Below are 26,007 nucleotides of genomic sequence, written 5' to 3' on the forward strand. Positions count from 1 at the left end.
CGCTCCCTATCGTTGGATGATGATTGCCTGCTGCTCAATCATCTGTACTGCCTGCGGCGGCGAAACCTGACCGTCTGCCGGCACGAATCGCGGACCGGCTGCGCCGGGCTGGGCGCGCACGCGCCAGGTGTTGCGGACCCGGGCCAGCCGCTTGACGCCCTCACCCAGCGTCCAGGATCGGCAAACCGTCTCCAGCTTGAGCGGGTAGATTGTCAATTGCCCACCCTCGAACCGCATCCGCAGGAAGCACTTGTAATCGGCGATGCGCTGGGAGGAGAACACTTCCTCGGTGTGGAGGCGCCACAGGGCGTTGCCCAACACCATCCACACGCCGAACAGCAGGCCACCGAGGGCCCCGCCCAGCAGCATTGCCTGGACAATGAACAGCAGCATGTGGGGCGGATTGTCGGCGCCAAAGGCGTGGAGGTTGAAGCGCGTGATGAGCCATAGCAGCGCGACCGCCAGTGCCAGGTGCAGCAGCCCGTGCAGCGCGCCGACAAGGCTGGCCAGCAGGACGCCGCGCCTGACATCCCTGGTCGACAGCGCACCACAACCAAAGATCATGACCGCTGCGAACACCACTGCCGCCGGACTGTGCGCCATGACCCGGAACAGTTCCTGATACACCTCGCCGAGATTCCCGAAGGTCACTTCGAGATTGGCCAGTCTGCCGACGAAGCTGTGTTGATCCCGCCCGGGAACAGATACCCGGCTCGCGCTTTGAATGATCCAGTCGAACAGCAAGTACAGGATCGCCACCAATGCGCAGAACGACAGGTTGCGCCCAGGCAGTTGCCACGCGCGATTGCGCAATTGCCGGGAGGTCGATTTTTCCGGATACGCTGCCTTCAACTCGTACGACTGTCTGGCCGGGCCAACGACGATAGGCCTCGGCGGATCTGGCAGCAGATGCGTGCCATGGAGAAATGCGCCGCCGCCTCCGCAGGTGATGCGATGCGGCCCGGCGGTGCCCGCTCGGGGCACGTAGTGCGCGTAATGGTGCGAGTCGCCGGCCAGCACCAGCGCGAGCCGGCCGCCCAGCATCCCCTCGATCTCGCTCAGGCTGCGAAAGCGCGGCGTCTTGGTCTCGATCGAAGGCAGGGCCCGCTGTTCCGCGCGGCGCACGCGCTCCATCTCGTCCACCCAGCTCGGCTCGGGCGCGCACAATACGACGCGGTCACCGGGCTGCAGCGCCGTGACCATCTTCTGGAAGTACTCGCGCTGCGGCTGGTCGATTTCCGACTCCAGTTGCAGGTCCAGGCCCCATATCCACCAGCCACCGGGCAACTGCAAGGCATAGTAGCCCGTAGCCTGGCGCGTCTCCCAGCCGCCCACTGGCTTGCCACAGCAGAACAGCCGGGCGAAGCCACGCAAGCCATCGTACCAGTCGTGATTGCCTGGCGTGGCGACCATCCACGGCGCGTCCGGCAACGCGATCGGCTCGTCGCTGTAGGCGGGGCGCGCGGCCTCGACTGGCGCAGGGAATGCCGCCCGAAACGGATCGACGAAACGGGTCCGATAGCCATTCCGGGCAGGCGTCGGATACACCTGGTCACCGCCCAGCAACAGCACCTTCGCCCGCGGCAGCGTCACGCCCTGCTCGCGCAGCGTCACCGCGTGACTGACGCACAATGCCATGGAGTAGGTCGAGTCCCAGCCGTCGCCCGTATCGGCCAGATAGTCGACCCAGACATCGCCGTGCTCGTCAGCCGGTACCGGCAGCGGTGGATTCGGATTGAGTGTGGTGAGTGCTGCCTGCACCATGCGCTGGTCTGCAAAGGCGCCGGCCGCCGTCGCCACGGCAACACGCAGGGCGGTGAGCGGAAGCTGCAGCGGGCTCAACCAGTTCACCATGGCGCTTTGCGTGTAGAGCTCCACGCGCCCGCTTGCGGCAGGCGCGGAAGGGATCGCCGCAGCGCCGGCGGCATCAGTCGCCGGTTGCGACCCGCTCGTATATAGCGGCTCTGGCGCTGGCCCGGAATGCTTCATTGCCTTCCCCCCCCAAGACTTCCCGCTCGTCAACCTATGGCTGGGGCACGCGCGCACGTCGGCGCCCTCACCCCCGCAATATCTCCACCGCTTCCGCAATTGCCCGCCTGATCCGCGCATACGTGCCGCACCGGCAGATCACGCAGCTCATCTGCTCGGCGATCTCCGCCTCGTCAGGATTCCGCGTGCGCTTGAGCAGCGCGCTCGCCGCCATCAGTTGCGCGCTCTGGCAGTAGCCGCACTGCACGACCTCATGCTTCAGCCAGGCTTTCCGCAGGGCGTTCACCTCGGGGCCGTCGAGGCCTTCGATGGTGACGATCTTCTTCCCTTCCATCTCGCTCGCCTGGTGCTGGCACGACAGCAGCAGCTTGCCGTTGGCATGTACCGCGCAGGCGCCGCACACGCCCACGCCGCAGCCGAACTTGGTTCCCGTCAGCTTCAGCTCGCAGCGCAGCACCCACAGCAGCGGCGTGCAGCCGTCCGAGCGGATTGCGACGTCCTTACCGTTGACACTGAGTTGATGGTCTGGCATCGCAGGCTCCGGAAGGCGGCAGGGTCTTCAGCAGCGGCAGGTCGCGCAAGCGCTCGCCGGTCGCATGGAACAAGGCGTTCGCCACCGCCGGCGCGATCGGTGGCGTGGTGGACTCGCCCACGCCCTGCGGCGGCCCCATCGACGCCATCACGTGTACCTGGATGTCCGGGCAGTCGCGCAGGCGCATGGCCGGAAAGGCAGTGTAGTAATCCTCCTTCACCTTGCCGCCCTCCAGCGTGATCTTCTGCCACAGCGCCGCCGACAGCCCGAACACGATGCCGCCCTCCACCTGCTGCTCGATCAGGTTCGGGTTGACCGGCATGCCGCAATCGATGGCGCAGAACACGCGATCCACGCGGACCTGCCCCGCGTTGTCAACCGACACCTCGGCCACCTGCGCCACCACGCTGCCGAACGACTCGTGCAGAGCCACACCGCGGCCAACCTTTGCCACGCCAGGCTTCTTGCGCAAAGGCTGGCCCCAGCCCGACATCTTCCTTACCTGCTCCAGCACCGCGCGCTGGCGATCCTCCCTGAGCAGGCTCATGCGATATTCGAGCGGGTCCTTGCTGACCGCCACCGCCAGCTCGTCGACAAAGCTCTCCATGAAGAAGGCGTGGTGAGAGTGCCCCACCGAGCGCCAGTAGCCCACGGGAATCGCGAGGTCCACGGTCTGGTGGCCGATCCATACATCTGGCCAGTCATAAGCCTGGTCGAAAGCGCCTTCCACCGTGGACTTGTCCAGCCGCGACACGAAGATGTCGGGCAGGCCGAAGTTGCGTTTCGCGGTGCTCGCCAGCACCGACTGGCTGGACGAGATATTGCGCACGGCGATGACCTTCCGGTTGCCGTCGAGCCAGGCCTCGAAGCGCGACACGCTGGCCGGGCGGTAGAAGTCATGCCGCATGTCCTCGGGGCGCGACCAGATCGTCTGGACCGGCACGCCCTTGCGCTTTGCCGCGATAGCAGCCGCCTGGCAGATGAAATCGACTTCGAGCCGGCGCCCGAACGCACCGCCGATGGATTGCTGGCGCAGTTCGACCTTGTCCGTGTCCAGCCCGAGCGTCTTCGCCACGCAGCGGCGTGCCAGCCCGGGCACCTGCGTCGCGGCCCAGACGATGGCGCGGTCGTCCTGGACCAGCACCGTGCAGTTGACCGGCTCCAGCGCGGCGTGGGCGAGATACGGCGCCGAGTACAAGACCTGGATGGCGGGCTTGCCCTGCTTCATGACACGCCCGTCACCATGCTCGTACCAGACGCGCGGGCCGGAGGCGTCGAGCGCCTTCACCAGCGTGTCGCGGACACCTTCGCCCGACAGCTTTGCCGCCTCGCCCTCGTCCCACTTGCACTGGACCCTTTCCGCCGCCTGCATGGCGATCCACGCATCGCTGGCGATCACCGCGACGCCGCCGCTGCCGCCCGGGAACGGCGGCAGCGCGACCAGGTCGAGCACGCCGGGCAATGTCTTTACGTCGTCGGGCGGGGATTCCTGCAGCTTGCCGCCCAGCGTCGGACACATCTGCACGCTGGCGTAGACCATCGCGTCCGCCACCACGTCGATGCCGAAGCGGGCGGTGCCGTGGAGCTTGGCAGCCGTATCAAGGCGCGCGGCGCGGGTGCCAATGAGCGTGTAGCTGGACGGGTCCTTCAGTTCGACCTTGCCCGGCAGGCCCTCGCGCGCGGCTGCCGCGGCCAGCTGGCCGAACGTGGCACTGCGTCCCGACGGATGCACCACCTTGCCGGCCTGCGCGCGACAATCGGCGGCCTTGACATTCCATTGCTTCGCCGCCGCCGCGCACAGCATCATGCGGGCGGCGGCACCGGCCTCGCGCATCGGATCCCACAGGTCCCTGATGCTGGTTGAGCCGCCGGTGAACATCATGCCCACCTCGCGCACGCCCTTGCGCGTGAACCATTCGGCGGCGCGCCTGGGCCACCCCTGGTCGTCAGGCCGGAACGGCAGGTTGGCGACCACGCCCTCGATGTTGTTGTACAGGCTGTCGACGGGCGACGGCTCGACGCGGACCTGCGACCAGTCGGCCTCCATCTCCTCGGCCAGCAGCATCGCCGCGCCGGTATGCACGCCCTGCCCCATCTCGGCCTTGCTCATCACCACCGTGACGGTGTTGTCGGACGCCACCTTGACCCAGCCGTTCAGCGCGAATTGCCCGTCGCGCACCGCCAGCGGCTCGCCACCCGCCAGGCGCTGGCGCGGCGGCAGCCCGGCCCATCCGATCACCAGCACACCTGCAGCGCCCGCGCCGCCGAGCAGGAAGGTTCTGCGCGTCAACATGGCAAGACTGGCGGATCGAACATCATTGGAAGCCCCCCGGTGCCGCCGATGGCATGGCCTATATTAGGTCGGGAAGTGCTTCAGTGCGAATGCGAACACGTCGTTGGCGCTATCGCGCAACACCGGACACTACCGTGCCGCTCTGCGCCGGCAGCCGCGCCATCCGCGCCGGCGGGGGGCCAGGAAAGATCCGCCAGGTCTTTACCAACTTATTGATTTGCCTGGATAAAGCGGTGGACGATCAGGGCGCTGCGGTCGCGGTGAAGAGGTCTCGTACGCCAGCGACGGCATCAGTATCTCCAGAACAGGAAGTGCCGATGCTGTTGCGCATGGACCTTGCGAGGAGCCCGGTTTTCAGGGCTGAAGCGCGCCTCCGGATCGATCACTCTCGCACGCAAGGCCATATCGTAGAACGCGCCCACCATCGGCAGAGCGCTATGCGCGCCCTGGCCCCAGTCGTTGCCGAGCGTCACACGTCCATCGTCAAACCCCACCCATGCGCCCGCGACCAGTTGCGGATGCATCAGGATGAACCAGCCATCCGCATTGTCCTGCGTGGTGCCCGTCTTGCCGGCCACGTCGGCACGGATCCCGAAGCGCGTCCGGATGCCGGCGCCGGTGCCCCGGGTCACGACGTCGCGCATGACATCAACCAGCGTTTGCGCTGCGCCGGCGGGCAGTGCCTGTTGCGGCGACGCGCTCGCAAATTCGGCGAGCACCTTGCCATCGTGATCCTCGATGCGCGTCACCATGCGCGGTTCGACATAGGCGCCGCGGTTCGCGATCGTACTATACGCCGACACCATCTCCCTGAGCGTGACCGGGCTCGTGCCGAGCGCGAGCGACGGCACCGCTTCGAGCGGACTGTCGCGCACTCCCATCGCGCGCGCCAGCCGCGCGACCTTCTCAGGGCGTTCCTTTTGCATGAGTTGCGCGGTGACGCGGTTGCGCGAATACGCCAGCGCGTCGCGCAGCGTCATCGGCCGGTCGGTGGGCGGTTCCGCGTCGGTAGGCCGCCAGATCGCCTGGCCGGTCAGTGGAATGGCGACGTTCCGGTCGACGATCGTATCGCCCGGCCGCGCGCCGTCCGCGAACGCCGCCCCGTAGACGAACGGCTTGAAGGTCGACCCTGGCTGGCGCCGGGCCTGCTGCACATGATCGAACGGTGCGTCACTGAAATCGCGACTGCCGACCCATGCCTTGATATCGCCGTTGCGCGGATCGATCGCGACAAAGCCCGCCTGGACCTGGGTCTTGCTCCGGCACAGCGCGCGGACGAACGTCGGGTTCGTGCCGAGCTTCCTGAGCGCCGCCTGATCCGATTGGCCGGCATCGCGTGCGGCGCGATAGTCGGGTGTTTGCCGGATGAACGTCCGGAACAGGTCGTTGCCGGGCCAGCAGCCGGTGCGTTCGTTCCAGGCCGCGCTTGCGATCCATTGCAGCTGGCTCGCCTGCCAGTCCATCGCCTGCACCGCCATCGCCTGCAGACGGGAATCCAGGGTCGTACGCACCACCAGCCCGTCGGCGTAGATGTTGTAGCCGTTGCGTTCGGCCCATGCAATCAGCCACCTGCGCAGTTGCGCTGAAAAATGCGGCGCCGTGCTTCGTGGCGCGGTCTGCAGCTCGAAATTGACGTTAAGCGGTTGCCGCCGCAGCCAGCTGTAAGCATCGGGCTTGAGCTTCCCGTACTTGTTCATCTGCCCGAGCACTGTGTTTCGCCGCGCCAATGCGCGCTCGGGATTCAGGACAGGGTTGTAGGTGCTGTTGGCCTTCAGCATGCCGACGAGTGTCGCGCTTTCGAGAATGTCGAGCTGACGCGCCGATTTGCCGAAGTAGGTGCGTGCGGCCATCTCCACGCCGTAGGCGTTATACAGGAACGGCACATTGTTCAGGTATGTCTCAAGGATCTGGTCCTTGCTGTATACCGCTTCGATCTTCAGCGCCGTGATCGCTTCCCTGAGTTTGCGAGCGAGGGTCGGCGCGCGGCCGATCTCGTCCGGGTACAGGTTGCGCGCAAGCTGCTGCGTGATCGTCGAGCCACCCTGCCGGTCGCCGGAGAACGTGTGCAGCGCGGCCGACGCGATACGCAGCCAGTCGATCCCGTAATGCTCATAGAAGCGGCGATCCTCCGTGGCGATCAATGCCGCCACCATGTACGGCGAGATCTGCCCGAGCGACACCCACTCGCGATTGACCGGCTTGAATTCGTCGATCACTCTGCCGTCGGCCGACACGATCAGCGCCGGCCGGTCGATGCGGGCTTTGCGGATGTCGCCGATGCCCGGCGTAAACGGCACGAGCGCCAGCACGTACAGCAGGAACAGCGCCGGCACGGCGGCGAGCGCCAGCATGATGCCGCGTCGCGTCGGGTGGCGAAGGCGGCGCAGCGCGCCGTTGCAGATGCGTCTGGCTATCGTGAGGCTGGCAGCGGCGAGCGGTTGGATACGGATGAGCCATCGTGCGCAGTGCTCTCGAAACAACGATACGTAGCGGCGATTCACAATGGCGGGACGCGTGGCGGAAAGAGCGCGATCCTACCAAAGCCGAAGGACGCGTCCGTGGCCAAAACAGGGCTGCCAGGCGCAGTATTAACAAACGATTACATCTTTTTGTGTGGACAGCGTCGCTCGCCGCTGGCGTCTCACTGCCGCACGCAGCGGCACCGCCAGATTCGGATTGACCTCGCCGTCGGCTGCCCTATAATTCAAGTGCTGACTGAGACACGCTCTGACAAAGCGAAGGTAGGTCAGCAAAACGATCGTGTTTCCTATATGAAGCGTGATCGTGCAGGCCACACAAGCCTGCAGGTCCGAACCGGATCATGAGTTGTTGCTGACCCGGTTCGGACGCCAACGCGAAAGGTTGGAAGCGCATAGCACCTGTAAAAGGTGCTTTTTTATTGGCGCCATACGGCGCGGCGGTGACTGCTCGCCTCGCGGGCGCCGCCATTCAGCAATTTTCGCCAGCCCCCTAGGGCCTAGATGTCGGGGGCGAGCAGGAGCCCACTTTTCGCGGTGTGGATCAGCGCAAGGCGATCTTCGACTGCCTTGCGCAGGACTTCACGTCCCCTGAACGGATCCGTCAGGTAATTGGCGTACTGACTTGCCCGAATCTGCACCTTGAGACTCATCGCCGCCGCTCCACTCTCCGGCCATGTCACCAGGAACGCCGGATGGCTATCGGCGCACTCAACGAAAGCGGTGTCAGGGGACGGAAAACAGGAGTCAGCACCCTGGGCCAGAAACTGGAGGTCCTTGTCCTTGAACTCATAGGTTGCCATGTCTTTCTCCCATTGCGCGGAAGATCGTGGCGTGAAAGTCACTGCTGCGGGCAGCCGCCGCATCTGCTCATTCCAATGGTAGTGCAGCCGGTCCTCGACTGGAGCAGCCGTCGCGTGGCCGCTTGACTGGGGCCGACAGCGGGCCGCGTCTTCCGCTCTCTGGCCCCGAGGTAAACCCTTGGATGCTGCTTGCGTCCCTCTTCGGTTATGCTGGGGTTTCGTTGGCGCCCCGTACCGAAGGGGCGGCCCTCCACGCGACTTGCGTGCACCAAATGTTGAGGACGAGATGGCGACTGGCATCGTGAAGTGGTTTAACAGTGAAAAGGGCTACGGATTCATCACACCGGATGATGGCGGCAAGGACTTGTTTGCGCATCACAGCGAAATCCAGGGCACCGGCTTCAAATCGCTGGATGAAGGTGCGAAGGTGGAATTTGAAGTGACGCAAGGCCAGAAGGGCCCGCAAGCGTCAAAGATTCGCCCGATCTAGTCGGCCTGCCCACCTGACGGCCTGAATCGACAAAGCCCTTCACGCATCGAGAAGGGCTTTTCTGTTTTCAGGCACGTAGCGCAGTCTGCGCTGGCCGCCCGGCCTGCGCGTCAGCTTGGTCCTGCGCCTGCCGTGGACGTATCGGTGGCCTTGCCGGTCTGGTCGTGCCAGCCGCCGCCCAGCGCCTTGTACAGGTTGACTTCGCTGGTCAGCTGCTCGAGCCGTGCCTGGATCAGCAGTTGCTGCGCGTTGTAGAGCGAGCGCTGCGAGTCCAGCACGGCAAGGTAACTGTCGACACCCGTGCGGTAGCGCCGGTCGGCCAGGCCATAGGCGTCCTGGGCGGCTTCGACGAGACTGACCTGGGCCTGGAGCTGGCCGGTGTAAGTGCCCCGCGCGGCCAGCCCATCGGCCACCTCGCGGAAGGCGGTCTGCACCGTACGCTCGTACTGCGCGACGTTGACGTCCTTCTGGATAGTGGCGAAGTCCAGGCTGGCCCGCAGGCTGCCAGCGGTAAACAGAGGCAGATTGATCCGCGGCTGGAACAGCCACGTGCCGGAGCCAGCCCCGAACAGGCCGGAAAGCTGGCTGCTGGCGGTGCCCGCCGATGCGGTCAGGCTGATGCTGGGGAAGAACGCCGCGCGTGCGGCGCCGATGTCGGCATTGGCCGAACGCAGCCGGTGCTCGGCGGCGAGCACGTCCGGGCGGTTCTGCAGCAGCTCGGAAGGCAGCCCGGCCGGCACCTCGGCAAACAGCTTCTGCTCCAGCGGCAGGCCTGCGGGCAGGTCCGCGGGCAGGGATGTGCCGAGCAGCAGCACCAGGGCATTCTCATCCTGTGCCACCAGCCGGGTGTAACGCGCAAGGCTTGAGCGTGCGGTTTCCAGGGCGGTCTGCGCCTGGCGCAGATCGAGCCGGGAGGCGATTCCTTCCTCGTAGCTGCGCCGGGTCAGGCCATAGCTGCGCTCGTAATTGGCCAGCGTTTCCCGGGTGACCTGCAGCAGCGCTTCATCAGCGCGCTGGGTCAGGTAGGCGCTGGCCACGCTTGCCACCAGCGAGATCTGGGTGCTGCGGCGCGCCTCGTCGCTGGCGAAATACTGTTCGAGCGCGGCTTCGCTGAGACTGCGCAGGCGACCGAACAGGTCGATCTCCCACGCAGTCGTACCCAACGACACGCCGTACTGGCTGCTGATCAACCGCCGCCCGGTGGTGGAGAGGTCGGGGGGAATGCGCTGGCGCGATTCCTGTGCAGCCGCGCTGACAGCGGGAAACAGGTCGGCGCGCTGGATGCGGTACTGGGCCCCGAACGCCTCCACATTGAGGGCAGCCACGCGCAGGTCACGGTTGTTCTGCAGCGCCAGTTCGATGAGACGGCGCAGCCGCGCATCGGCAAAGAAATCGCGCCAGCCCAGCCCGACCGCGGACACCTGGCCAGCTTCGGCGGCGGCATCGGCAGGCAGGTAGGCCGGGCCCTGCGGGTAGGCTGCGGCCACCGGCGCGGCCGGCCGCTCGTATTTGGGAATCAGGCTGCAGCCGGCCAGCATGGCCACGGCGGCGGCGCAGAGCAAGGTCTTCTTCATTCGAGCGCCCCCTCTTCCAGGGAAGCATCATGTGGCTCCGTCCTGCGCTTGCGCCCGAACAGCGAGTTGACGACGACAAAGAACAGCGGCACCCAGAAGATCGCCAGTACCGTGGCAGTGATCATGCCGCCGATCACGCCGGTGCCGATGGCGTGCTGGCTGCCGGCGCCGGCGCCGCTCGACACCGCCAGCGGAAACACGCCGAGCATGAACGCCATCGAGGTCATCACGATGGGGCGCAGGCGCATGCGGCACGCCTCGACGGCGGCCTCGACCAGGCTCCTGCCCTGCTCGTACTGGCTCTTGGCGAATTCCACGATCAGGATGGCGTTCTTGGCGGACAGGCCGATGGTGGTGAGCAGGCCCACCTGGAAGAACACATCGTTGGACAAGCCACGCCCGAGCGTGGCGAGCAATGCGCCGATCACGCCGAGCGGCACCACCAGCATTACCGAGAACGGGATCGACCAGCTCTCGTAAAGCGCCGCCAGGCACAGGAACACCACCAGCAGCGAGAGCGCATAGAGCGACGGCGCCTGCGAGCCCGACAGCCGTTCTTCATACGACAGGCCGGTCCACGCATAGCCTACGCCCGGCGGCATCTGCTTCATGATCTCCTCGATCGCCGCCATGGCCTCGCCGGAACTGCGCCCGGGCGCGGGCTCCCCCAGCAGTTCCACCGCGGCCACGCCGTTGTAGCGCTGCAGCTTGGGCGAGCCAAACCCCCATTTGCCGTCGGCAAAGGCTGAGAACTGCACCATGCCGCCCTTGTCGTTGCGCACGAACCACTTGTCGACATCACCCGGATTCATCCGGGAATCCGGGCGACCCTGCACGTAGACGCGCTTGACCCGGCCGCGGTCGATAAAGTCGTTGACGTAGCTGGAGCCCCAGGCGATCGATACCGTGCTGTTGATGTCTGCCAGCGATACGCTGAGCGCACGCGCTTTTTCGTCGTCGATCACCATCTGGTACTGCGGCTGGTCGTTCAGGCCATTGGGGCGCACGCGCTGCAGCACCGGGCTTTTCGCCGCCAGCGACAGGAACTTGTCACGCGCGTTCATCAGCGCCACGTGGCCAATGCCGGCCTGGTCCTGCAGGTAGAGGTCAAAGCCGGTGGCATTGCCCAGTTCCTGCACCGCGGGCGGGGCGAACGCAAACGACAGCGAATCGCGGAAGCTGCGGAACTTGCGCTGCGCGCGCGCGGCCAGGTCGAACACGCTGGTGCTGTCCCCGCTGCGTTCCTCCCATGGCTTGAGCAGGATAAAGGCCAGGCCCGAGTTCTGGCCGCGGCCGGCGAAGTTGAAGCCATTGACGGTGAACAGCGATTCCACCACGCCGCCCTCTTCCTTCAGCAGGTAATCGCGCATCTGGTCGAGTACCTTCTGCGTGCGCTCGGCGGTGGCGCCGGCCGGCGTCTGCACCTGGGCGTACAGCACGCCCTGGTCTTCTTCCGGCAGGAATGACGTGGGGATGCGCGTGAACAGGAAGCCCATCCCCACCAGGATGGCCACGTAGATCAGCAGGAAGGGCATGCGCCGCTTCAGGATGCCTGACACGCTGCGCTCGTAGCCCTGGACGGTCGCGTTGAACCTGCGGTTGAACCAGCCGAAGAAGCCGCCCTTGTTCTCGCCATGATCGCCCTTTTCGATGGGCTGGAGCATGGTGGCGCACAGGGCCGGCGTGAGGATAAGCGCGACCAGCACGGACAGCGCCATGGACGAGACAATGGTGATGGAGAACTGCCGGTAGATCACGCCGGTCGAGCCGCCGAAGAACGCCATCGGCAGGAACACCGCCGAGAGCACCATGGCAATGCCCACCAGCGCGCCCTGGATCTGGCCCATCGAGCGCCGCGCGGCCTCTTTGGGGCCCAGTCCATCCTCGGCCATCACGCGTTCGACGTTCTCCACCACGACAATGGCGTCATCCACCAGCAGCCCGATGGCCAGCACCATGCCGAACATGGTCAGCGTGTTGATGGTGTAGCCGAATGCCGCCAGCACGCCGAAGGTGCCCAGCAGCACCACCGGCACGGCGATGGTGGGGATCAGCGTGGCGCGCACGTTCTGCAGGAACAGGTACATCACCAGGAACACCAGCGCGATGGCTTCCATCAGCGTCTTCACGACCTCCTTGATGGAACCCGAGATCACCGGCGAGGTGTCATACGGGTAGACCACTTTCATCCCCGGCGGGAAGAACGGCTCCAGCCGGTCCAGCGTCTTGCGGATGGCGCGCACGGTTTCCAGCGCGTTGGCCCCCGCGGCCAGCCGCACGGCAATGCCCGAGGCCGCCTGGCCGTTGTATTGCGCGTTGATGTTGTAGTCCTGCCCGCCCAGACCCACGTCGGCCACGTCCTTCAGGCGCACCTGGGAGCCGTCGGGGTTGACCTTGAGCAGGATGTTGCCGAACTGCTCGCTGGTCTGCAGCCGGGTCTTGCCGATCACGCTGGCATTGAGCTGCTGGCCCTGTACCGCCGGCAGGCCGCCAAGCTGGCCGGAGGCCACCTGGACGTTCTGCGCCCGGATGGCATTGCTCACGTCCAGCGGCGTGAGCTGGTAGCTGTTGAGCCGGGCCGGGTCGATCCATACCCGCATGGCATATTGCGAGCCGAACACCTGGAAGTCGCCCACGCCGTAGGTGCGCGACAGCGGATCCTGGATATTCGAGACAATGTAGTTCGACAGGTCTTCCCGCGTCACCTTGGGGTCAGTGGAAATCATGCCCACGATGACCAGGAAGTTGCGCACCGACTTGGTCACGCGGATGCCTTGCTGCTGCACTTCCTGCGGCAACAGGGGCTGCGCCAGCGCCAGCTTGTTCTGCACCTGCACCTGGGCAATATCCGGATTGGTGCCCTGCTCGAAGGTCACCGTGATCGTCATGCTGCCGTCGGCGTTGCTTTCCGAGGAGATGTAGCGCAAACGGTCCAGGCCGTTGAGCTGCTGCTCGATCACCTGCACCACGGTGTCCTGCACCGTCTCGGCGGAGGCGCCGGGGTAGTTGACCGAGATCGCGATGGTGGGCGGCGCGATGGCCGGATACTGGCTGATGGGCAGCGTGCGGATCGACAGCACGCCGGCCAGCATGATGACCAGGGCGATCACCCACGCGAAGATGGGCCGGTCGATGAAGAAATTGGACATGGCTGCTCCCTTGTCCCGGCGCTGCGCTCAGTGCTTGGCCGCGGTCGTGGCGGATGGGGCGGAAGCTGCGGCCGCCGGCGCGCCGGCGCCGCTCCCGGCCTGGGCTATGCGCACTTTCACCCCGGGCCGCACGAACTGCAGGCCCTCCACGATGACACGGTCGCCGGCACCGAGGCCGCCGGCAACCAGCCACTTGTCGCCAACGGCGCGGTCGGTGCTGATCTGGCGCAGTTCCACTTCGTCCTTCGCATTGACAACCAGCGCCGTAGCCTGGCCCTTGAGGTCGCGCGTCACCCCCTGCTGCGGCACGAGCAGCGCATCGGTCTTGACGCCCTCACGCAGGCGGGCGTGGACGAACATGCCCGGCAGCAGCTCATGGCGCGGGTTGGGAAACACCGCGCGCAGCGTCACCGAGCCGGTGCCCTGGTCCACCGCCACTTCCGAGAACTCCAGGCGGCCGGTTTCGGGATAGCGGGTACCGTCTTCCAGCACCAGGCTGGCCTGGGCCGCGTTGGGACCGGCATTTTGCAGCGCACCATTGGCCAGCTCGCGCCGCAGCCGCAGCAGGGACGATGAGGGCTGGGTCACGTCGACGTAGATCGGGTCGAGCTGCTGCACCACGGACAGCGCGGTAGCCTGGCCGTTGGTCACCAGTGCGCCTTCTGTCACATTCGAGCGCCCGATGCGCCCCGAGATCGGCGATAGCACCTTGGTATAGCGCAGGTTGATATCGGCGCGGTCCACCGCGGCCTGCGCCTGCAGCCAGGCGGCCCTGGCCTCGTCATACTGCTGCTTGCTGACCGCCTCGTCGCCGACCAGGCGACCGTAGCGCTCCGCCAGCAGGCGGGTGGATTCCAGTGTCGCCCTGGCACTCTTGTAGGCGGCCTCGTAGGTGGACGGATCGATCTGGTAGAGCTGCTGGCCCTGCGTGACGTCGCTGCCCTCCTTGAACAGGCGGCGCAGGATGATGCCGTCCACCTGCGGCCTGACTTCGGCAATGCGGTACGCCGTGGTGCGGCCCGGCAGCTCGGTATCCAGCGTCAGTGGCTCGGCCTTGAGCGTGACCACGCTCACTTGCGGCGGCGGTGGCGCGGCGGCCTCTTTCTTGTTACCGCATCCGGCGAGCGTTGACATGGCGATGGCCAGCGTGACCGGAACCCAGGCGCTACTGCCGCGTGATCGTTGCATTGCGATGTCCTGCGTAGGAATCAAGCCGATTCATAGTCTCGCCGGCAACCGCTTGACCTGCGTCAGAGCGGAGCAGGCCGAGGTGACGCAAGCGCCATTCCCGCATTGCGCCAGTTGCAGACGTAACCGAGAGAGTCTATCCCGACATAAAGAAACCGATCGGCCGATAATCGGCCGCGCATATTTCAGAAACTTACATCGCGATCACGGCACCCCCAGCGCCCGGGCTATTGCGGAAACAGCGCCATCTGCCCGGTCAGCAGCGTCTCGAAGCCATCCTCCAGGAACGGCAGGATCGCATCCGCAATCGGCTGGAGCTGCTTTGTCACGTAGTGGTTATAGTCGATCGGCGCCGACCGCGCCTCGAGCGGCTCCGGCCCCGCCATGGTCATCACGTAGCTGATCCAGCCGCCCTGCTGGTACTGGCGCGGCCGCCCGTGGCGCTCGTTATAGGCATCGGCGATACGGGCAGCCCGCACGTGCGGCGGCACGTTGCGCTGGTAGTCGTCGAGCTTGCGCCGCAGCCGCTTGCGATAGACCAGTTGCTCGTCGAGCTCGCCGGCCAGGGTGCGGCGCACGATGTCCCGCACATAGTCCGCGTACGGCTCGCGGTTGAAAATCCTTTCGTAGAGAGTCTGCTGGAACCGCTGGGCGAGCGGCGACCAGTCCGTACGCACCGTCTCAAGCCCCTTGAACACCATTTCGACCTTCCCGTCGGGCCGTTCCACCTGCCCGGCATAGCGCTTCTTGCTGCCAAGGTCCGTGCCGCGGATGGTCGGCATCAGGAAGCGCCGGAAGTGCGTTTCAAACTGGAGTTCGAGCGCGCTTTCCAGGCCATGGGCCTGCCAGAGGTGGTCGCGCCACCAGTCGTTGACGTAGGCGACGAGGCTGCGGCCGATCTGGTTGGCATCGGCCTCGGTACGGGCGCGGCGCAGCCAGACGAAGGTGGAATCCGTGTCGCCATAGATCACCTCGTAGCCGCGGGCCTCGATCAGTGCCCGGGTCTGCCGCATGATCTCGTGCCCGCGCATGGTGATCGACGACGCCAGCCGCGCATCGAAGAAGCGGCAGCCGCTGGACCCGAGCACGCCGTAGAACGCGTTCATGATGATCTTGAGCGCCTGGGACAGCGGCTTGTTCCGGTCTCGCTTGGCGGCCTCGCGCCCTTGCCAGACCCTGGCGACGATCGCGGGCAGGCAGTGCTTGGTCCTGGAAAACCGCGCACCGCGGAAGCCGGGTACCGAATCGGCATCGTCCGGATGCGCCAGGCCCTCGACCAGGCCGACCGGGTCGATCAGGAAGGTACGGATAATTGACGGATAGAGGCTCTTGTAGTCGAGCACGAGCACCGATTCATAGAGCCCCGGCCGCGAGTCCATGACGAAGCCGCCAGGGCTGGCCTCGGGCGCCTTCTCGCCGAGGTTGGGCGCGACATAGCCCTGCCGGTGCATCAGCGGCATGTAGAGATGCGTGAAGGCGGCGACCGAGCCGCCGCTCCGGTCGGCGGGCAGGCCCGTGACCGTGGCGCGCTCCAGCAGGAAGGGCAACAGCTCCGTCTGCTCGAAGATCCGCGTCACCAGTTCGCAATCGCGCAGGTTGTAGCGGGCCAGCGCCGGCTTGTCCTGTTCGAACATGCGGTCGATGGCGTCCATGCGGTCGTATGGGTCGTCGATGGCCTTGCCTTCCCCAAGCAGCGTCTGCGCCACCGATTCGAGGCTGAACGACGGGAAGCTCCACGTGGCCGAACGCAGCGCCTCGATGCCGTCGATGACGAGCCGGCCCGCCGCGCTGGCGAAATAGTGCTGCTGGGCGTTGTGCTCGCGCCATTCCATTTCGGCGCCTCCCCGGCCGAGGCGCAGCGGAATCTGGAACTTGCGCGCATGTTCGTGCAACACGCGCAGGTCGAACTGGACCAGGTTCCAGCCGATGATGGCGTCGGGGTCGTGCTCGGCCAGCCACAGGTTCAGCTTCTCCAGCAACTCGTGCCGTGTTGCGCAGTATTCGAGCAAAAAATCGACGTCGGCGGGCATCTGCGGCGCCGGGCCCAGCATGTAGACCTGGCGCCGGCCGCAGCCCTCGAGCGCAATCGAATAGAGGTCGCCAAAGGCGTTGGTTTCGATATCAAGCGAGACCAGCCGCAGCGAGGGACGGTAGTCCACCGACGGCTTCATCTGGGCATTGCGCAGCACGCCGCCCGCATCCGGCTCGCCGTCGAACCAGACCGGGGCGGTGATGAAGCGCTCCATCAGGTAGCGCTCGGGCGGGCGGATATCGGCCTCGTAGACATCCACGCCGGCATCGCGCAAGGAGCGGCTGAGCTGGATCAGTTGCCGATGCTGCTGGCAGTACAAGCCCAGTACGGGCCTGCGCTGGAAATCCTGGAGCCTGAGCGGGCGCAGTTCGACATCGCGCTCGCGGCACAGCAGCGCCTCGGCGCGTTCACGCTGTGCCTCGGGGATAAACGCCACGGACGGCTGACAGGACAGGCGCAGCCGGCGCGGCCCGTCCTCGGTCGCCAGCCAGACCTCGACCTCGGTGCCGGCCGGGGTATCGCGCCAATGTCGGGTCAGGATAAAACCCTGCTGGAGTGCCACGCTATAAACCTTGGAGAACCGCTTCTCGCCGATTTTAGCGGAGCCGGGGGTAACCGGGCGCGCCGTTGCAGCGTGCCCGGACTGCTGGTGCTTACTCGACCGCGATACCCTTGTCGCGGATCACCTTGCCCCACTTGGCATAGTCCTGCTGCATGCGCTGGGCCATCTGCGCCGGCGGCTGGAAGTTGGCAATGGCGCCGGCCTTCAGCAGCTTGTCCTGGACCTCCTTGTCGGCCAGGATCTTGCCGACCTCGCCCGAGATGCGGTCCACCACTTCCTTGGGCGTGCCCGGGGGCGCCAGCAGGCCGCCCCAGGACACTGCGTCGTAGCCCTTGAAGCCTTGCTCGGCAATGGTCTTGACGTCGGGCAGCATGCTGACGCGCTGCGGCGAGCCGACCGCGATGGCGCGCAGCTTGCCTGCCTGGATATGCGGCAGCGCGGCGACGAGGTCGGCGTACATGATCGGGACCTGGCCACCGAGGGTATCGCTGATGGCGGGCACGCCGCCCTTGTAGGGCACGTGCTGCATCTCGAAGCCGCCCATCTGCTTGAGCAGTTCCATGCTCAGGTGGCCGAAGCTGCCCGCGCCGGAGCTGGTGTAGTTGAGCTTGCCCGGCTGGGCCTTGGCCTGTGCGATCAGCTTGGGCAGGTCGGTCACGTTGGGCAGCAGCGTCGGGTTGACCACCACCACGATCGGCAGGTCGTAAACGGTGGCGACGGGCGTGAAGTCCCTGGTCGTGTCGTATCCCGCCTTCTTGTACAGGTGCGGCGCCAGCAGCGTGGGCGTGGCCAGCATCATCAGCGTGTAGCCGTCAGGCGCGCTCTTGGCCACCTGGGCGGCAGCAATGGAACCCGACGCACCGGCGCGGTTCTCGACCACCACCGGCTGCTTGAGGCGCTCGCCCAGCCTCTGGCCGACGATGCGCGATGCCGTATCCGTGGGCCCGCCCGGTGGGAACGGCACGACGAGCTTGATCGGCTTGCTCGGCCAGGCTTGCGCGAAAGCGCTGCCGGCCAGCAGCGGCGCCGCGGCCAGGGCCAGGATGGCACGACGCCGGGAGTGGACGATACGGGTGAAATTTCGAATGCGCACGATTGTTGTTCCAGGTTGATTCAGTGCAAGGGAACGCATCCCCTCTTGCCGGGCAGAATTGCGCGTACGTCCAGGTGCGTCCGCGCGGCGCGAAGGCGCAGGCTGGCTACGGTGCCTCGGGCAGCGTCAGCACGCCGCTGGCCTGCAGTGCCCGCAGCTGGTCATCGCTCATTTGCAGCAGGCCCTGCAGTACCGCCCGCGTGCCCTCGCCCAGCGTCGGCGGCGCGTTGCGGATCGGCAGGCGCTGGCCATCCAGGCGGTAAGGCGGCGCGAACACGTGCGTGGTGCCTGCCACGGGATGCGGCATCTCGCGCAGCAGGCCGCCCGCGCGGGTCCGCTCGCTGGTCAGGGCCTCGTGCAGTCCGGCCACCTTGCCGCAGGGAATGCCGCAGGCCGTCATGCGCTCCAGCAGCAGGTCGCGCGCAAAGCCACGGATCAGGCCCGTGATCAGCGGGGTCAGCGTCTCGCGGTTTTTGGCGCGCTCCACATTGGTGGCATAGCGCGGGTCTTCGACGATGTCCGCGCGCTCGATGACCTGGCGGCAGAACTTGTCGAACTGGCTGTTGTTGCCCACGGCGATGATCAGCGGGCCATCGGCGGCCTCGAACATGCCATAGGGCACGATGGACGGATGGGCATTGCCATAGCGCGCCGGGTCGCGCCCGAGCAGCATCGCATCCAGGCCGTAATAGCCGGTCACCATCAGCCCGCAGTCGTACAGCGCCATCTCGATCAACTGGCCCTTGCCCTTGCGCTCGCGGCGGAACAAGGCCGCCAGCACCGCCTGCGCGGCATACATGCCGGTCATCAGGTCCACCACCGCCACGCCGAACTTCAGTGGGGGCGTGTCGGCTTCGCCGTTGAGCGCCATCAGCCCGGCCTCTCCCTGGATCACCAGGTCGTAGCCGGGACGCTTGGCCTCGGGGCCGCTGCTGTTGTAGCCGGAAACCGCGCAGTAGATCAGGTCAGGCTTGATGGCCTTGAGCTGTTCGTAGCCAAGGCCCAGCTTCTCCGCCCCGCCGGTCTTGAAATTGTGGATGACCACATCGAACTGCGGCAGCAGGTCGTGGACGATCTGCAAGCCTTCCTTGCTCTGCAGATCCAGCGTGATGGACCGCTTGTTGCGGTTCATGCTGTTGTAGTACGTCGTCTCGGTCTTGCCGATACGCATGCCCCAGTCGCGCGTATCGTCGCCGCGGCCGGGGTGTTCCACCTTGACCACCTCAGCGCCGAAATCGGCCAGGACCTGGCCGCACAGCGGCCCGGCAAACACACGCGACAGGTCGAGTACGCGCACGCCCTCAAGCGGGAAGTCGATATCTTGGGATGGGTCGGGCGTCTGCATTGTTTGTCTCCATGGGCTGTTTCGGGGAACAAGCCGTCTCTGAAAAACCGGGCGTGGGCTGGTCCCATCGCGGTCAACTCAGCATTCTTGCTTGGAAAAATGCGCTATACAATCCCAGGCAATATTGACAAAATGTTCAGTAATATTTGACAAAGAGGCGCAGTGCACCCATGCCAATGTGCAGGCCACGCTCCATCAACTTCGGGATGGGTTTCAGCCCAGCCGTGCCGCCTCAATCGCTGCGATGTCGATCTTTCGCATTGTCATCATCGCGTCGAATGCGCGCTTGGCCGCCGCGCGGTCCGGGTCGCTGATCGCCGCGGTAAGGGTGCGCGGGGTGATCTGCCATGACAATCCCCACCGGTCCTTGCACCAGCCGCAGGCGCTTTCCTGGCCGCCATTGCCGACGATCGCATGCCACAAGCGGTCGGTTTCGGCCTGGTCGTCGGTCGCGATCTGAAACGAGAAGGCCTCGCTGTGCTTGAAATGCGGGCCGCCGTTCAGGCCAAGGCAGGGAATGCCGACGACGGTGAACTCGACCGTCAGGACGTCGCCCTGCTTGCCGTCGGGATAGTCGCCTGGTGCGCGATGGACAGCGCTGACAGCGCTGTCCGGAAATGTTTCGGCATAGAAGTTTGCGGCGTCAAGGGCATCGCGGTCGTACCACAAACAGATGGTGTTCTTGCTATGCATTTCGTGTCTCCTGGAGAGTTGAGCACCGGGAATCCGCCACCGTCACAACAACGCCAGTCGTTCACCTCGCGCGAGCCTGACCGGTCGGGTGAGACTGATGCCGTTGTCGGGCCTCCAATGTCTCACACTCTGGCGGCCGGGGCGATGAAGCCGGCGATCCAGAGTCTCCCAAACCGGGCTGCGAAACCGCCCGCGGCCCCTGTCACATGGACCTGAAGGCGGCTCGCATGCAGGAGACAAAGTGGTTGACGTGCGTGTCGCGTGGCGCCAGCTTCGCGCGCAGCATGTAGCTCCTGAACGGGATATCCGGCTTGAACGGGATGGCCACGACGCCGGGGAACGTCATCGTCCGGCTGACGATGGGGTTCACCAGGCTGACCCCCAGGCCTTCGCTGACCATTCTGCAGATCGTTGCGGCAAAGGGAGTTTCGAGCGCCATGATCCGCGCCCCGTCGCTGAACGCCGCGTCGATGGCGCGCCTTGACAAGCTGCCGCCGGGCAGGGAAATGAAGCGCTCGCCGGCCAGATCCTGCGGAACCAGCCGCTTCTTCCTCGCCAGCGGGTGCCGTGCCGGCACGACACAAACCGCGCTTTCGGTATGGATGACAGACGCCACCACCCCCGGCTTATCGGCAATGTTGGAAACGAAACCGATGTCGCAGTGCTGGGTGGCGACCCAGTTGGCGATCACGTGGGACTCGCTGGTGTCGAGGACGATGCGGACCAGGGGGTATTTTTCGCAGAACATCCGCACCGCCAGGGGAAGCACGCTCAGCGATATCGACGCCGCAGCCGCCACGCGCAGCGTGCCGACGCCGACGTCGCGGATGGCCCGCGCCGATTCGCTCAGGCTGTCCAGCCCGACGAATGCGCGCTCCACTTCCTTGAACAGCGCCTCGGCACCCTTGGTCGCCACTACCCTTCCGGGCAGCCGGTCGAACAGCTCGAAGCCAAGCTCCGCTTCGAGCTTGCCGATGATGCGGCTCACGTTGGGTTGGGACGTGTGCAACTGCTGCCCCGCGACAGTCATGGAGCCGGTCAGCATGACGGCCCGGAAGGTCTCGATCTGCTTGAAGTTCATGCCCGCCATGGTACAGCCCCGCTTTCCCCATGCCCATATCAAAAATGCATGCGACAACCCGAAACTGTCATTTGACCGGTATGCGGTCGGCCTTCGATACTGAATCCACCACAGAACGTATCGGAAATCATGGAATCGAAAGTCAGCCGCCGGCTCAAGGAGCCGCTTGCACAGGAAATCTGCGAGCACATTTACGGTCCGCGCCTAGCGCGCGACTTCGCCCGGCAATTCGCCTACCTCACCGAAGTGAACCAGGCGCATCTGCTGATGCTGCACCAGTCCGGCCTCGTCTCGCCGGAGATCGCCAGCAAGCTGGCCAGCGGCCTGCAGCAGATGGAAACCGAAGGCCCCGGCGCGGTGACCCTCGATCCTGCAAAGGAAGACCCCTACTTCAACTATGAAGCCAGGCTGATGACGGTGACCAGCCGGGATATCGGCGGGCGGCTGCATATGGCGCGCAGCAGGAACGACATAGCGGCAACCATTGACCGGATGCGCGCTCGCAGCATTGTCCTGGACACCATCGAGGCGCTGGGCAGGCTACGCAAGGTGGCGCTGCAGCGCGCGGGCGAATTCGCCGACGCCGTCATGCCGGGATACACGCACCTGCAGCCTGCGCAGCCAATCACCTTCGGCTTCTACCTGAGCGCCGTATCCGAGGCGCTGGGCCGGGACATGGACCGGCTTCATGCGGCCTTGCCGCGCATCGACGCCATGCCGCTTGGTGCAGGCGCGCTGGCCGGCACGCGCTTCCCGATCGACAGGCAAGTCACGGCGGATGGGCTTGGCTTCGGTTCGCTGGTGCATAACACGCTGGATGCAGTGGCGTCTCGCGACTTCGCCTGGGAGGCGATGTCCGCCATGGCCATCGTCGCGCTGACGTGGGGCCGGGTCGCACAGGACTTCTACGTGTGGTCCACGTCCGAGTTCGGCCTGCTTTCCTTCCCTGACCGCGTGGCAAGTACCTCGAGCATCATGCCGCAGAAGAAGAATCCCGCGGCGCTGGAGTACTTGCGCGGCAAGAGCGCCCATATCGTTGGCCTGTTGACGACTTCCCTCGCTACCGTCAAGGGAACGCACTTCACGCACACCGGCGACAGCAGCCGGGAGAGCATCCGCGGCTTCTGGGAATGCTGCGAGGAAACCGCGCGCTGCCTGTCCCTGTTCGAACTGATCCTCGGCAGTGTCGAGCCGAAGCGCCCAAGCATGCTGCAGCGTGTCAGCCTCGATTTTTCCGTGGCGACGGACCTGGCCGACGGGCTGGTCGCCGAGGCAGGACTGTCGTTCCGGGACGCTCACCATGTGGTGGGCGGACTGGTGCGCATGGCACTGGATTCCGGCCTGTCCGCCGGCGCGCTGACCAGCGCCATGCTGGACCGCGCCGCGGTGGACGTGATCGGTCGCGCGATCGAATGGCCCGAGGACAAGCTGCGGCAGTATCTGGATCCTGTCCAGAGCGTCAACGCGCGCGGCAATGGCGGTCCGGCGCCGGCGGAGGTCACCCTCGCCATCCAGCGGCAACGCGATCACATCGATGCCCTGCTGGCTTCCGTGCGGTCCACGCGAGATCGGCTCGATGCGGCGCGTGAACGGATGAAACGTGACATCGCCGCATTGGCAGCCGCCTGATCCCCCTACCCATCGCTATCCCCACAGAACCATGAAGCTCATCGCCAAGTTCCTGATTGCGGCCGCAACCGCTGCCTGCGTTCCCACTGGCGCCTGCGCCGCGTACCCGGACAAGCCGATCCGCCTCATCGTCCCGTTCGCGGCGGGTGGAACCGTGAACCTCATTGGCCGTGTGCTGGCGCAGCATCTGTCCGAGAAACTGGGCCAGCCGGTCATTGTGGAGAACAAGCCCGGCGCAGGCGGCACGCTGGGAGCGGACGTGGTCGCCAAGTCGCCGGCCGATGGCTATACGCTTCTGCTCGCGTCTTCCAGCCACCAGTCCATCCATCCCTTCATTTATAAAAAGCTGCCCTACGACGCGAACAAGGACTTTACCCAGGTGGCGCTCTTCGCGGCTGTGCCGAATGTGCTTGTCGTCTCAAACAAGATACCGGCGAAGACCGTCAAGGATTTCGTTGCCTACTCCAGATCGGGCGGCAAGAAGCTGTTCATGGGCTCCGCCGGCAACGGCAGCGTCAATCAGATGATCGGCGAGTTGTTTCAGCACAAGACCGGCACCGAGTTCGAACACGTGCCGTTCAAGGGCGCGGGCCCGGCAACGGTCGACCTCCTGTCGGGGCAGATCGACCTGATGTTCGTGAACCTGCCGAATGTTCTGCCGCACATCCAGAGCGGGAAGATGCGCGCCCTCGCGGTCGCGAGCGCGCGACGGGCCGCTTCGCTGCCGGACGTGCCGACCATGGCGGAGGCAGGCGTCCCGGACTTCGTGGTCGACTCCTGGTCCGGCGTGCTGGCGCCCGCGGGAACGCCCAAGGCTGTCGTCGACAGGCTCTCGCTCGAGATCAGCAAGATCGCGAAAGAGAAGTCGACTGCCGAGAGCCTCGCTACCCAGGGTGCGATTCCGCTGCCCGGCACAAGCGCCGACTATGCCAGGCTGGTCCGCTTCGAGACCCAGCGCTGGGGCGAGGTGATCAGGAAGGCCAATATTGCACTGGACTGAGGCTGCGGGACATGCCAGGCCGGCCCCGGAGCCAGGCTTCAACACGGAGGATCCCACGGATCCTCCGTGGCCGCCATCAATGGCTCGCTGCCTCCACTGCCCCGATCCCTGTTTCGGAGCGCAGCTCCTGGGCTTCAAAGCCAGCCTTGTCCATGCGTGCCCTGGCCGACTTGTCGGTGATCGAGACCAGCCAGATGCCGAGGAAGCCGATCGTCATCGAAAACAATGCCGGGGACGTATAGGGGAACGGCGCGCTCTTGAAGTGGAACACGTCGACCCAGACCGCCTGCGACAGGATGGTGAGAACCACGGCCGACAACAGTCCCAGGAACCCGCCTATGGTCGCGCCGCGCGTGGTGCACCCCTTCCATAGCACCGACATGAACAGCACCGGGAAGTTGGCCGACGCCGCAACCGCGAAGGCAAGCGACACCATGAACGCAATGTTCTGCTTCTCGAAGACGATGCCAAGCACCACCGCGACCAGGCCGAGGATGACGGTCGTGATCCGCGATACGCGCAGTTCGTCGCGGCTGCTGGCATTGCCATGCTTGAACACCGTGGCATAGAGATCGTGCGACACGGCTGATGCGCCGGCAAGCGTCAGTCCGGCAACGACGGCCAGGATGGTTGCAAACGCCACCGCCGAGATAAAGCCGAGAAATACGTTGCCGCCGACCGCGCTGGCAAGATGTACCGCCGCCATATTGACGCCGCCAAGCAGCTTGCCGCCCCCATCCTGGAAGCTGGGGTTCGTTCCCACCAGCACGATCGCGCCGAAACCGATGATAAAGGTCAGGATGTAGAAGTAGCCGATCCAGGTGGTCGCCCAGAACACCGACTTGCGCGCCTCCTTGGCGTTGGGCACGGTGAAGAAACGCATCAGGATGTGCGGCAGGCCAGCCGTGCCGAACATCAGGGCGATGCCAAACGAGATGGCCGAGATCGGGTCCTTGATGAAGTTGCCGGGACTCATGATGGAGTCCTTCTTGGCATGCACCTCGACGGCCTTTGCAAACAGGGCCTCAGGGCTGAAGTGGAACTGGGCCAGCACCATGAAGGCCATGAACGACGCTCCGCCCAGCAGCAGGCAAGCCTTGATGATCTGTACCCACGTGGTTGCGGTCATGCCCCCGAACAGTACGTACACCATCATGAGCGTACCGACGATGACCACCGCGATCCAGTACTCCAGCCCGAACAGCAGCTTGATCAGCTGCCCGGCGCCCACCATCTGCGCAATCAGGTAAAAGGCAACCACCACCAGCGTTCCCGACGCTGCAAACGCGCGCATCGGCCCCTGTTTGAAGCGGTATGCCGCAACGTCGGCGAACGTGAACCGGCCAAGATTGCGCAGCCGCTCCGCCATCAGGAAGGTGACGATCGGCCAGCCGACGAGGAAGCCGATGGAATAGATCAGCCCGTCATAACCATTGGTGAAGACTGCCGCCGAAATGCCGAGGAATGACGCCGCCGACATGTAGTCGCCGGCAATTGCCAGGCCGTTCTGGAAGCCGGTGATGCCACCTCCCCCCGTGTAGAACGCCGCTGCCGACTTTGTCTTCGATGCCGCCCACTTGGTAATGAACAGCGTGCCAATGACAAACACGACGAACATCCCGATTGCGGTCCAGTTGGTCGGCTGCCGCACGGCCTGCCCAAGGTCTCCGCCGGCCGCGAGCGCGGCCCCCGACAGAAGCAGCGCCGCGCAGGCGGCGATTGTATGATTCGCTTTCATGCCACCTCCCGCTTGATCTGCTCGGTCAGCTTGTCGTACGAGTCGTTGGCATGGCGTACATAGAAACCGGTGATGGCAATGGTAAAGACGATCACGAACAGGCCGATCGGCATGCCCCACGTCATGACGCCGCTTCCCATCTTCGTGGCAAGCAGCTCCTTGTCGAAGGCAATCAGCAGCACATAACCGTAGTAGATGACGAGCATGATCGCGGTCAGCGACCATCCAAGCCTTGAGCGCTTGCGGACAAGCTCGTGATACCGGGGATTTGCCTTCAGTCTTGCGACCAGATCTTCATTCATCTTTGTCTCCTGCCATTCATGTCCTGGCGTTGCCGGA

The 26,007-nt window shown here is 65.3% G+C and carries 18 protein-coding genes; 3 read left to right on the top strand and 15 right to left on the bottom strand.

Features of this window, described 5'->3' with window-relative positions:
• Positions 1-6: 6 nt before the first annotated feature.
• The 5 genes from ACZ5MJ_RS09960 to ACZ5MJ_RS09980 form a co-directional block, all read right to left on the bottom strand.
• Positions 7-1,878, bottom strand: a complete 1,872-nt coding sequence (locus ACZ5MJ_RS09960) for a preprotein translocase subunit YajC (RefSeq protein WP_464219047.1) — start codon at positions 1,876-1,878, stop codon at positions 7-9.
• 178 nt (positions 1,879-2,056) lie between these two features.
• Positions 2,057-2,521, bottom strand: coding sequence for a (2Fe-2S)-binding protein (locus tag ACZ5MJ_RS09965; protein WP_464219048.1), 465 nt, complete (start codon positions 2,519-2,521; stop codon positions 2,057-2,059).
• Positions 2,490-4,814 carry a xanthine dehydrogenase family protein molybdopterin-binding subunit gene (locus ACZ5MJ_RS09970; RefSeq protein WP_464219049.1) on the bottom strand — a complete coding sequence of 775 codons (2,325 nt, stop codon included), beginning with the start codon at positions 4,812-4,814 and terminating at the stop codon, positions 2,490-2,492. Before ACZ5MJ_RS09970 ends, ACZ5MJ_RS09965 begins: the two co-directional genes overlap by 32 nt.
• Before the next feature lie 290 nt (positions 4,815-5,104).
• Entirely contained in the window at positions 5,105-7,315 is a 2,211-nt protein-coding gene (locus ACZ5MJ_RS09975) for a penicillin-binding protein 1A (RefSeq protein ID WP_464219051.1), read from the bottom strand.
• A 476-nt stretch (positions 7,316-7,791) separates the two neighbouring features.
• A complete protein-coding gene (locus tag ACZ5MJ_RS09980) occupies positions 7,792-8,094 on the bottom strand; it encodes a hypothetical protein (RefSeq protein WP_464219052.1) in 303 nt (100 codons plus the stop codon).
• 286 nt (positions 8,095-8,380) lie between these two features.
• Here ACZ5MJ_RS09980 and ACZ5MJ_RS09985 point away from each other — a divergent pair, with 286 nt between their 5' ends.
• Positions 8,381-8,584 (top strand): cold-shock protein, encoded by a 204-nt coding sequence (locus tag ACZ5MJ_RS09985; protein ID WP_464219053.1) that lies wholly within the window; start codon positions 8,381-8,383, stop codon positions 8,582-8,584.
• 110 nt (positions 8,585-8,694) lie between these two features.
• On the opposite strand, the gene adeC is transcribed toward ACZ5MJ_RS09985, so the two are convergent.
• The 8 genes from adeC to ACZ5MJ_RS10025 all read right to left on the bottom strand — a co-directional run bounded on the left by adeC (position 8,695) and on the right by ACZ5MJ_RS10025 (position 21,301).
• Entirely contained in the window at positions 8,695-10,158 is a 1,464-nt protein-coding gene (gene adeC / locus ACZ5MJ_RS09990) for an AdeC/AdeK/OprM family multidrug efflux complex outer membrane factor (RefSeq protein ID WP_464219055.1), read from the bottom strand.
• A complete protein-coding gene (locus tag ACZ5MJ_RS09995; RefSeq protein WP_464219056.1) occupies positions 10,155-13,307 on the bottom strand; it encodes an efflux RND transporter permease subunit in 3,153 nt (1,050 codons plus the stop codon). The genes adeC and ACZ5MJ_RS09995 overlap by 4 nt, the downstream gene beginning before the upstream one ends.
• 27 nt (positions 13,308-13,334) lie before the next feature.
• Entirely contained in the window at positions 13,335-14,495 is a 1,161-nt protein-coding gene (locus tag ACZ5MJ_RS10000; RefSeq protein WP_464219057.1) for an efflux RND transporter periplasmic adaptor subunit, read from the bottom strand.
• Between the two features lie 227 nt (positions 14,496-14,722).
• Entirely contained in the window at positions 14,723-17,089 is a 2,367-nt protein-coding gene (locus tag ACZ5MJ_RS10005; protein ID WP_464219059.1) for a DNA polymerase II, read from the bottom strand.
• A 91-nt stretch (positions 17,090-17,180) separates the two neighbouring features.
• Complete coding sequence (locus ACZ5MJ_RS10010) at positions 17,181-18,158, bottom strand: Bug family tripartite tricarboxylate transporter substrate binding protein (protein ID WP_464223694.1); 978 nt, start codon at positions 18,156-18,158, stop codon at positions 17,181-17,183.
• A gap of 130 nt (positions 18,159-18,288) precedes the next feature.
• The gene (locus ACZ5MJ_RS10015) at positions 18,289-19,527 is read right to left on the bottom strand and encodes a CaiB/BaiF CoA transferase family protein (protein WP_464219060.1); all 1,239 of its coding nucleotides are present in this window, start codon (positions 19,525-19,527) and stop codon (positions 18,289-18,291) included.
• Between the two features lie 213 nt (positions 19,528-19,740).
• A complete protein-coding gene (locus ACZ5MJ_RS10020; RefSeq protein WP_464219061.1) occupies positions 19,741-20,220 on the bottom strand; it encodes a VOC family protein in 480 nt (159 codons plus the stop codon).
• Positions 20,221-20,422: 202 nt separating this feature from the next.
• A complete protein-coding gene (locus ACZ5MJ_RS10025; RefSeq protein WP_464219062.1) occupies positions 20,423-21,301 on the bottom strand; it encodes a LysR substrate-binding domain-containing protein in 879 nt (292 codons plus the stop codon).
• A 129-nt stretch (positions 21,302-21,430) separates the two neighbouring features.
• Here ACZ5MJ_RS10025 and argH point away from each other — a divergent pair, with 129 nt between their 5' ends.
• Positions 21,431-22,930: an argininosuccinate lyase gene (argH, locus tag ACZ5MJ_RS10030; RefSeq protein ID WP_464219063.1), complete on the top strand. Its 1,500-nt coding sequence runs from the start codon at positions 21,431-21,433 to the stop codon at positions 22,928-22,930.
• 31 nt (positions 22,931-22,961) lie between these two features.
• On the top strand, positions 22,962-23,930 hold the full coding sequence (locus ACZ5MJ_RS10035) for a Bug family tripartite tricarboxylate transporter substrate binding protein (protein WP_464219064.1): 969 nt from the start codon (positions 22,962-22,964) through the stop codon (positions 23,928-23,930).
• Between the two features lie 76 nt (positions 23,931-24,006).
• Here ACZ5MJ_RS10035 and ACZ5MJ_RS10040 read toward each other — a convergent pair whose 3' ends face one another.
• Both ACZ5MJ_RS10040 and ACZ5MJ_RS10045 read right to left on the bottom strand, forming a co-directional pair.
• Positions 24,007-25,668 (bottom strand): cation acetate symporter, encoded by a 1,662-nt coding sequence (locus ACZ5MJ_RS10040; protein WP_464219066.1) that lies wholly within the window; start codon positions 25,666-25,668, stop codon positions 24,007-24,009.
• On the bottom strand, positions 25,665-25,970 hold the full coding sequence (locus ACZ5MJ_RS10045) for a DUF485 domain-containing protein (protein ID WP_115214918.1): 306 nt from the start codon (positions 25,968-25,970) through the stop codon (positions 25,665-25,667). The genes ACZ5MJ_RS10040 and ACZ5MJ_RS10045 overlap by 4 nt, the downstream gene beginning before the upstream one ends.
• Positions 25,971-26,007: the final 37 nt, after the last annotated feature.

Source organism: Cupriavidus sp. LA-1 (assembly GCF_055385985.1).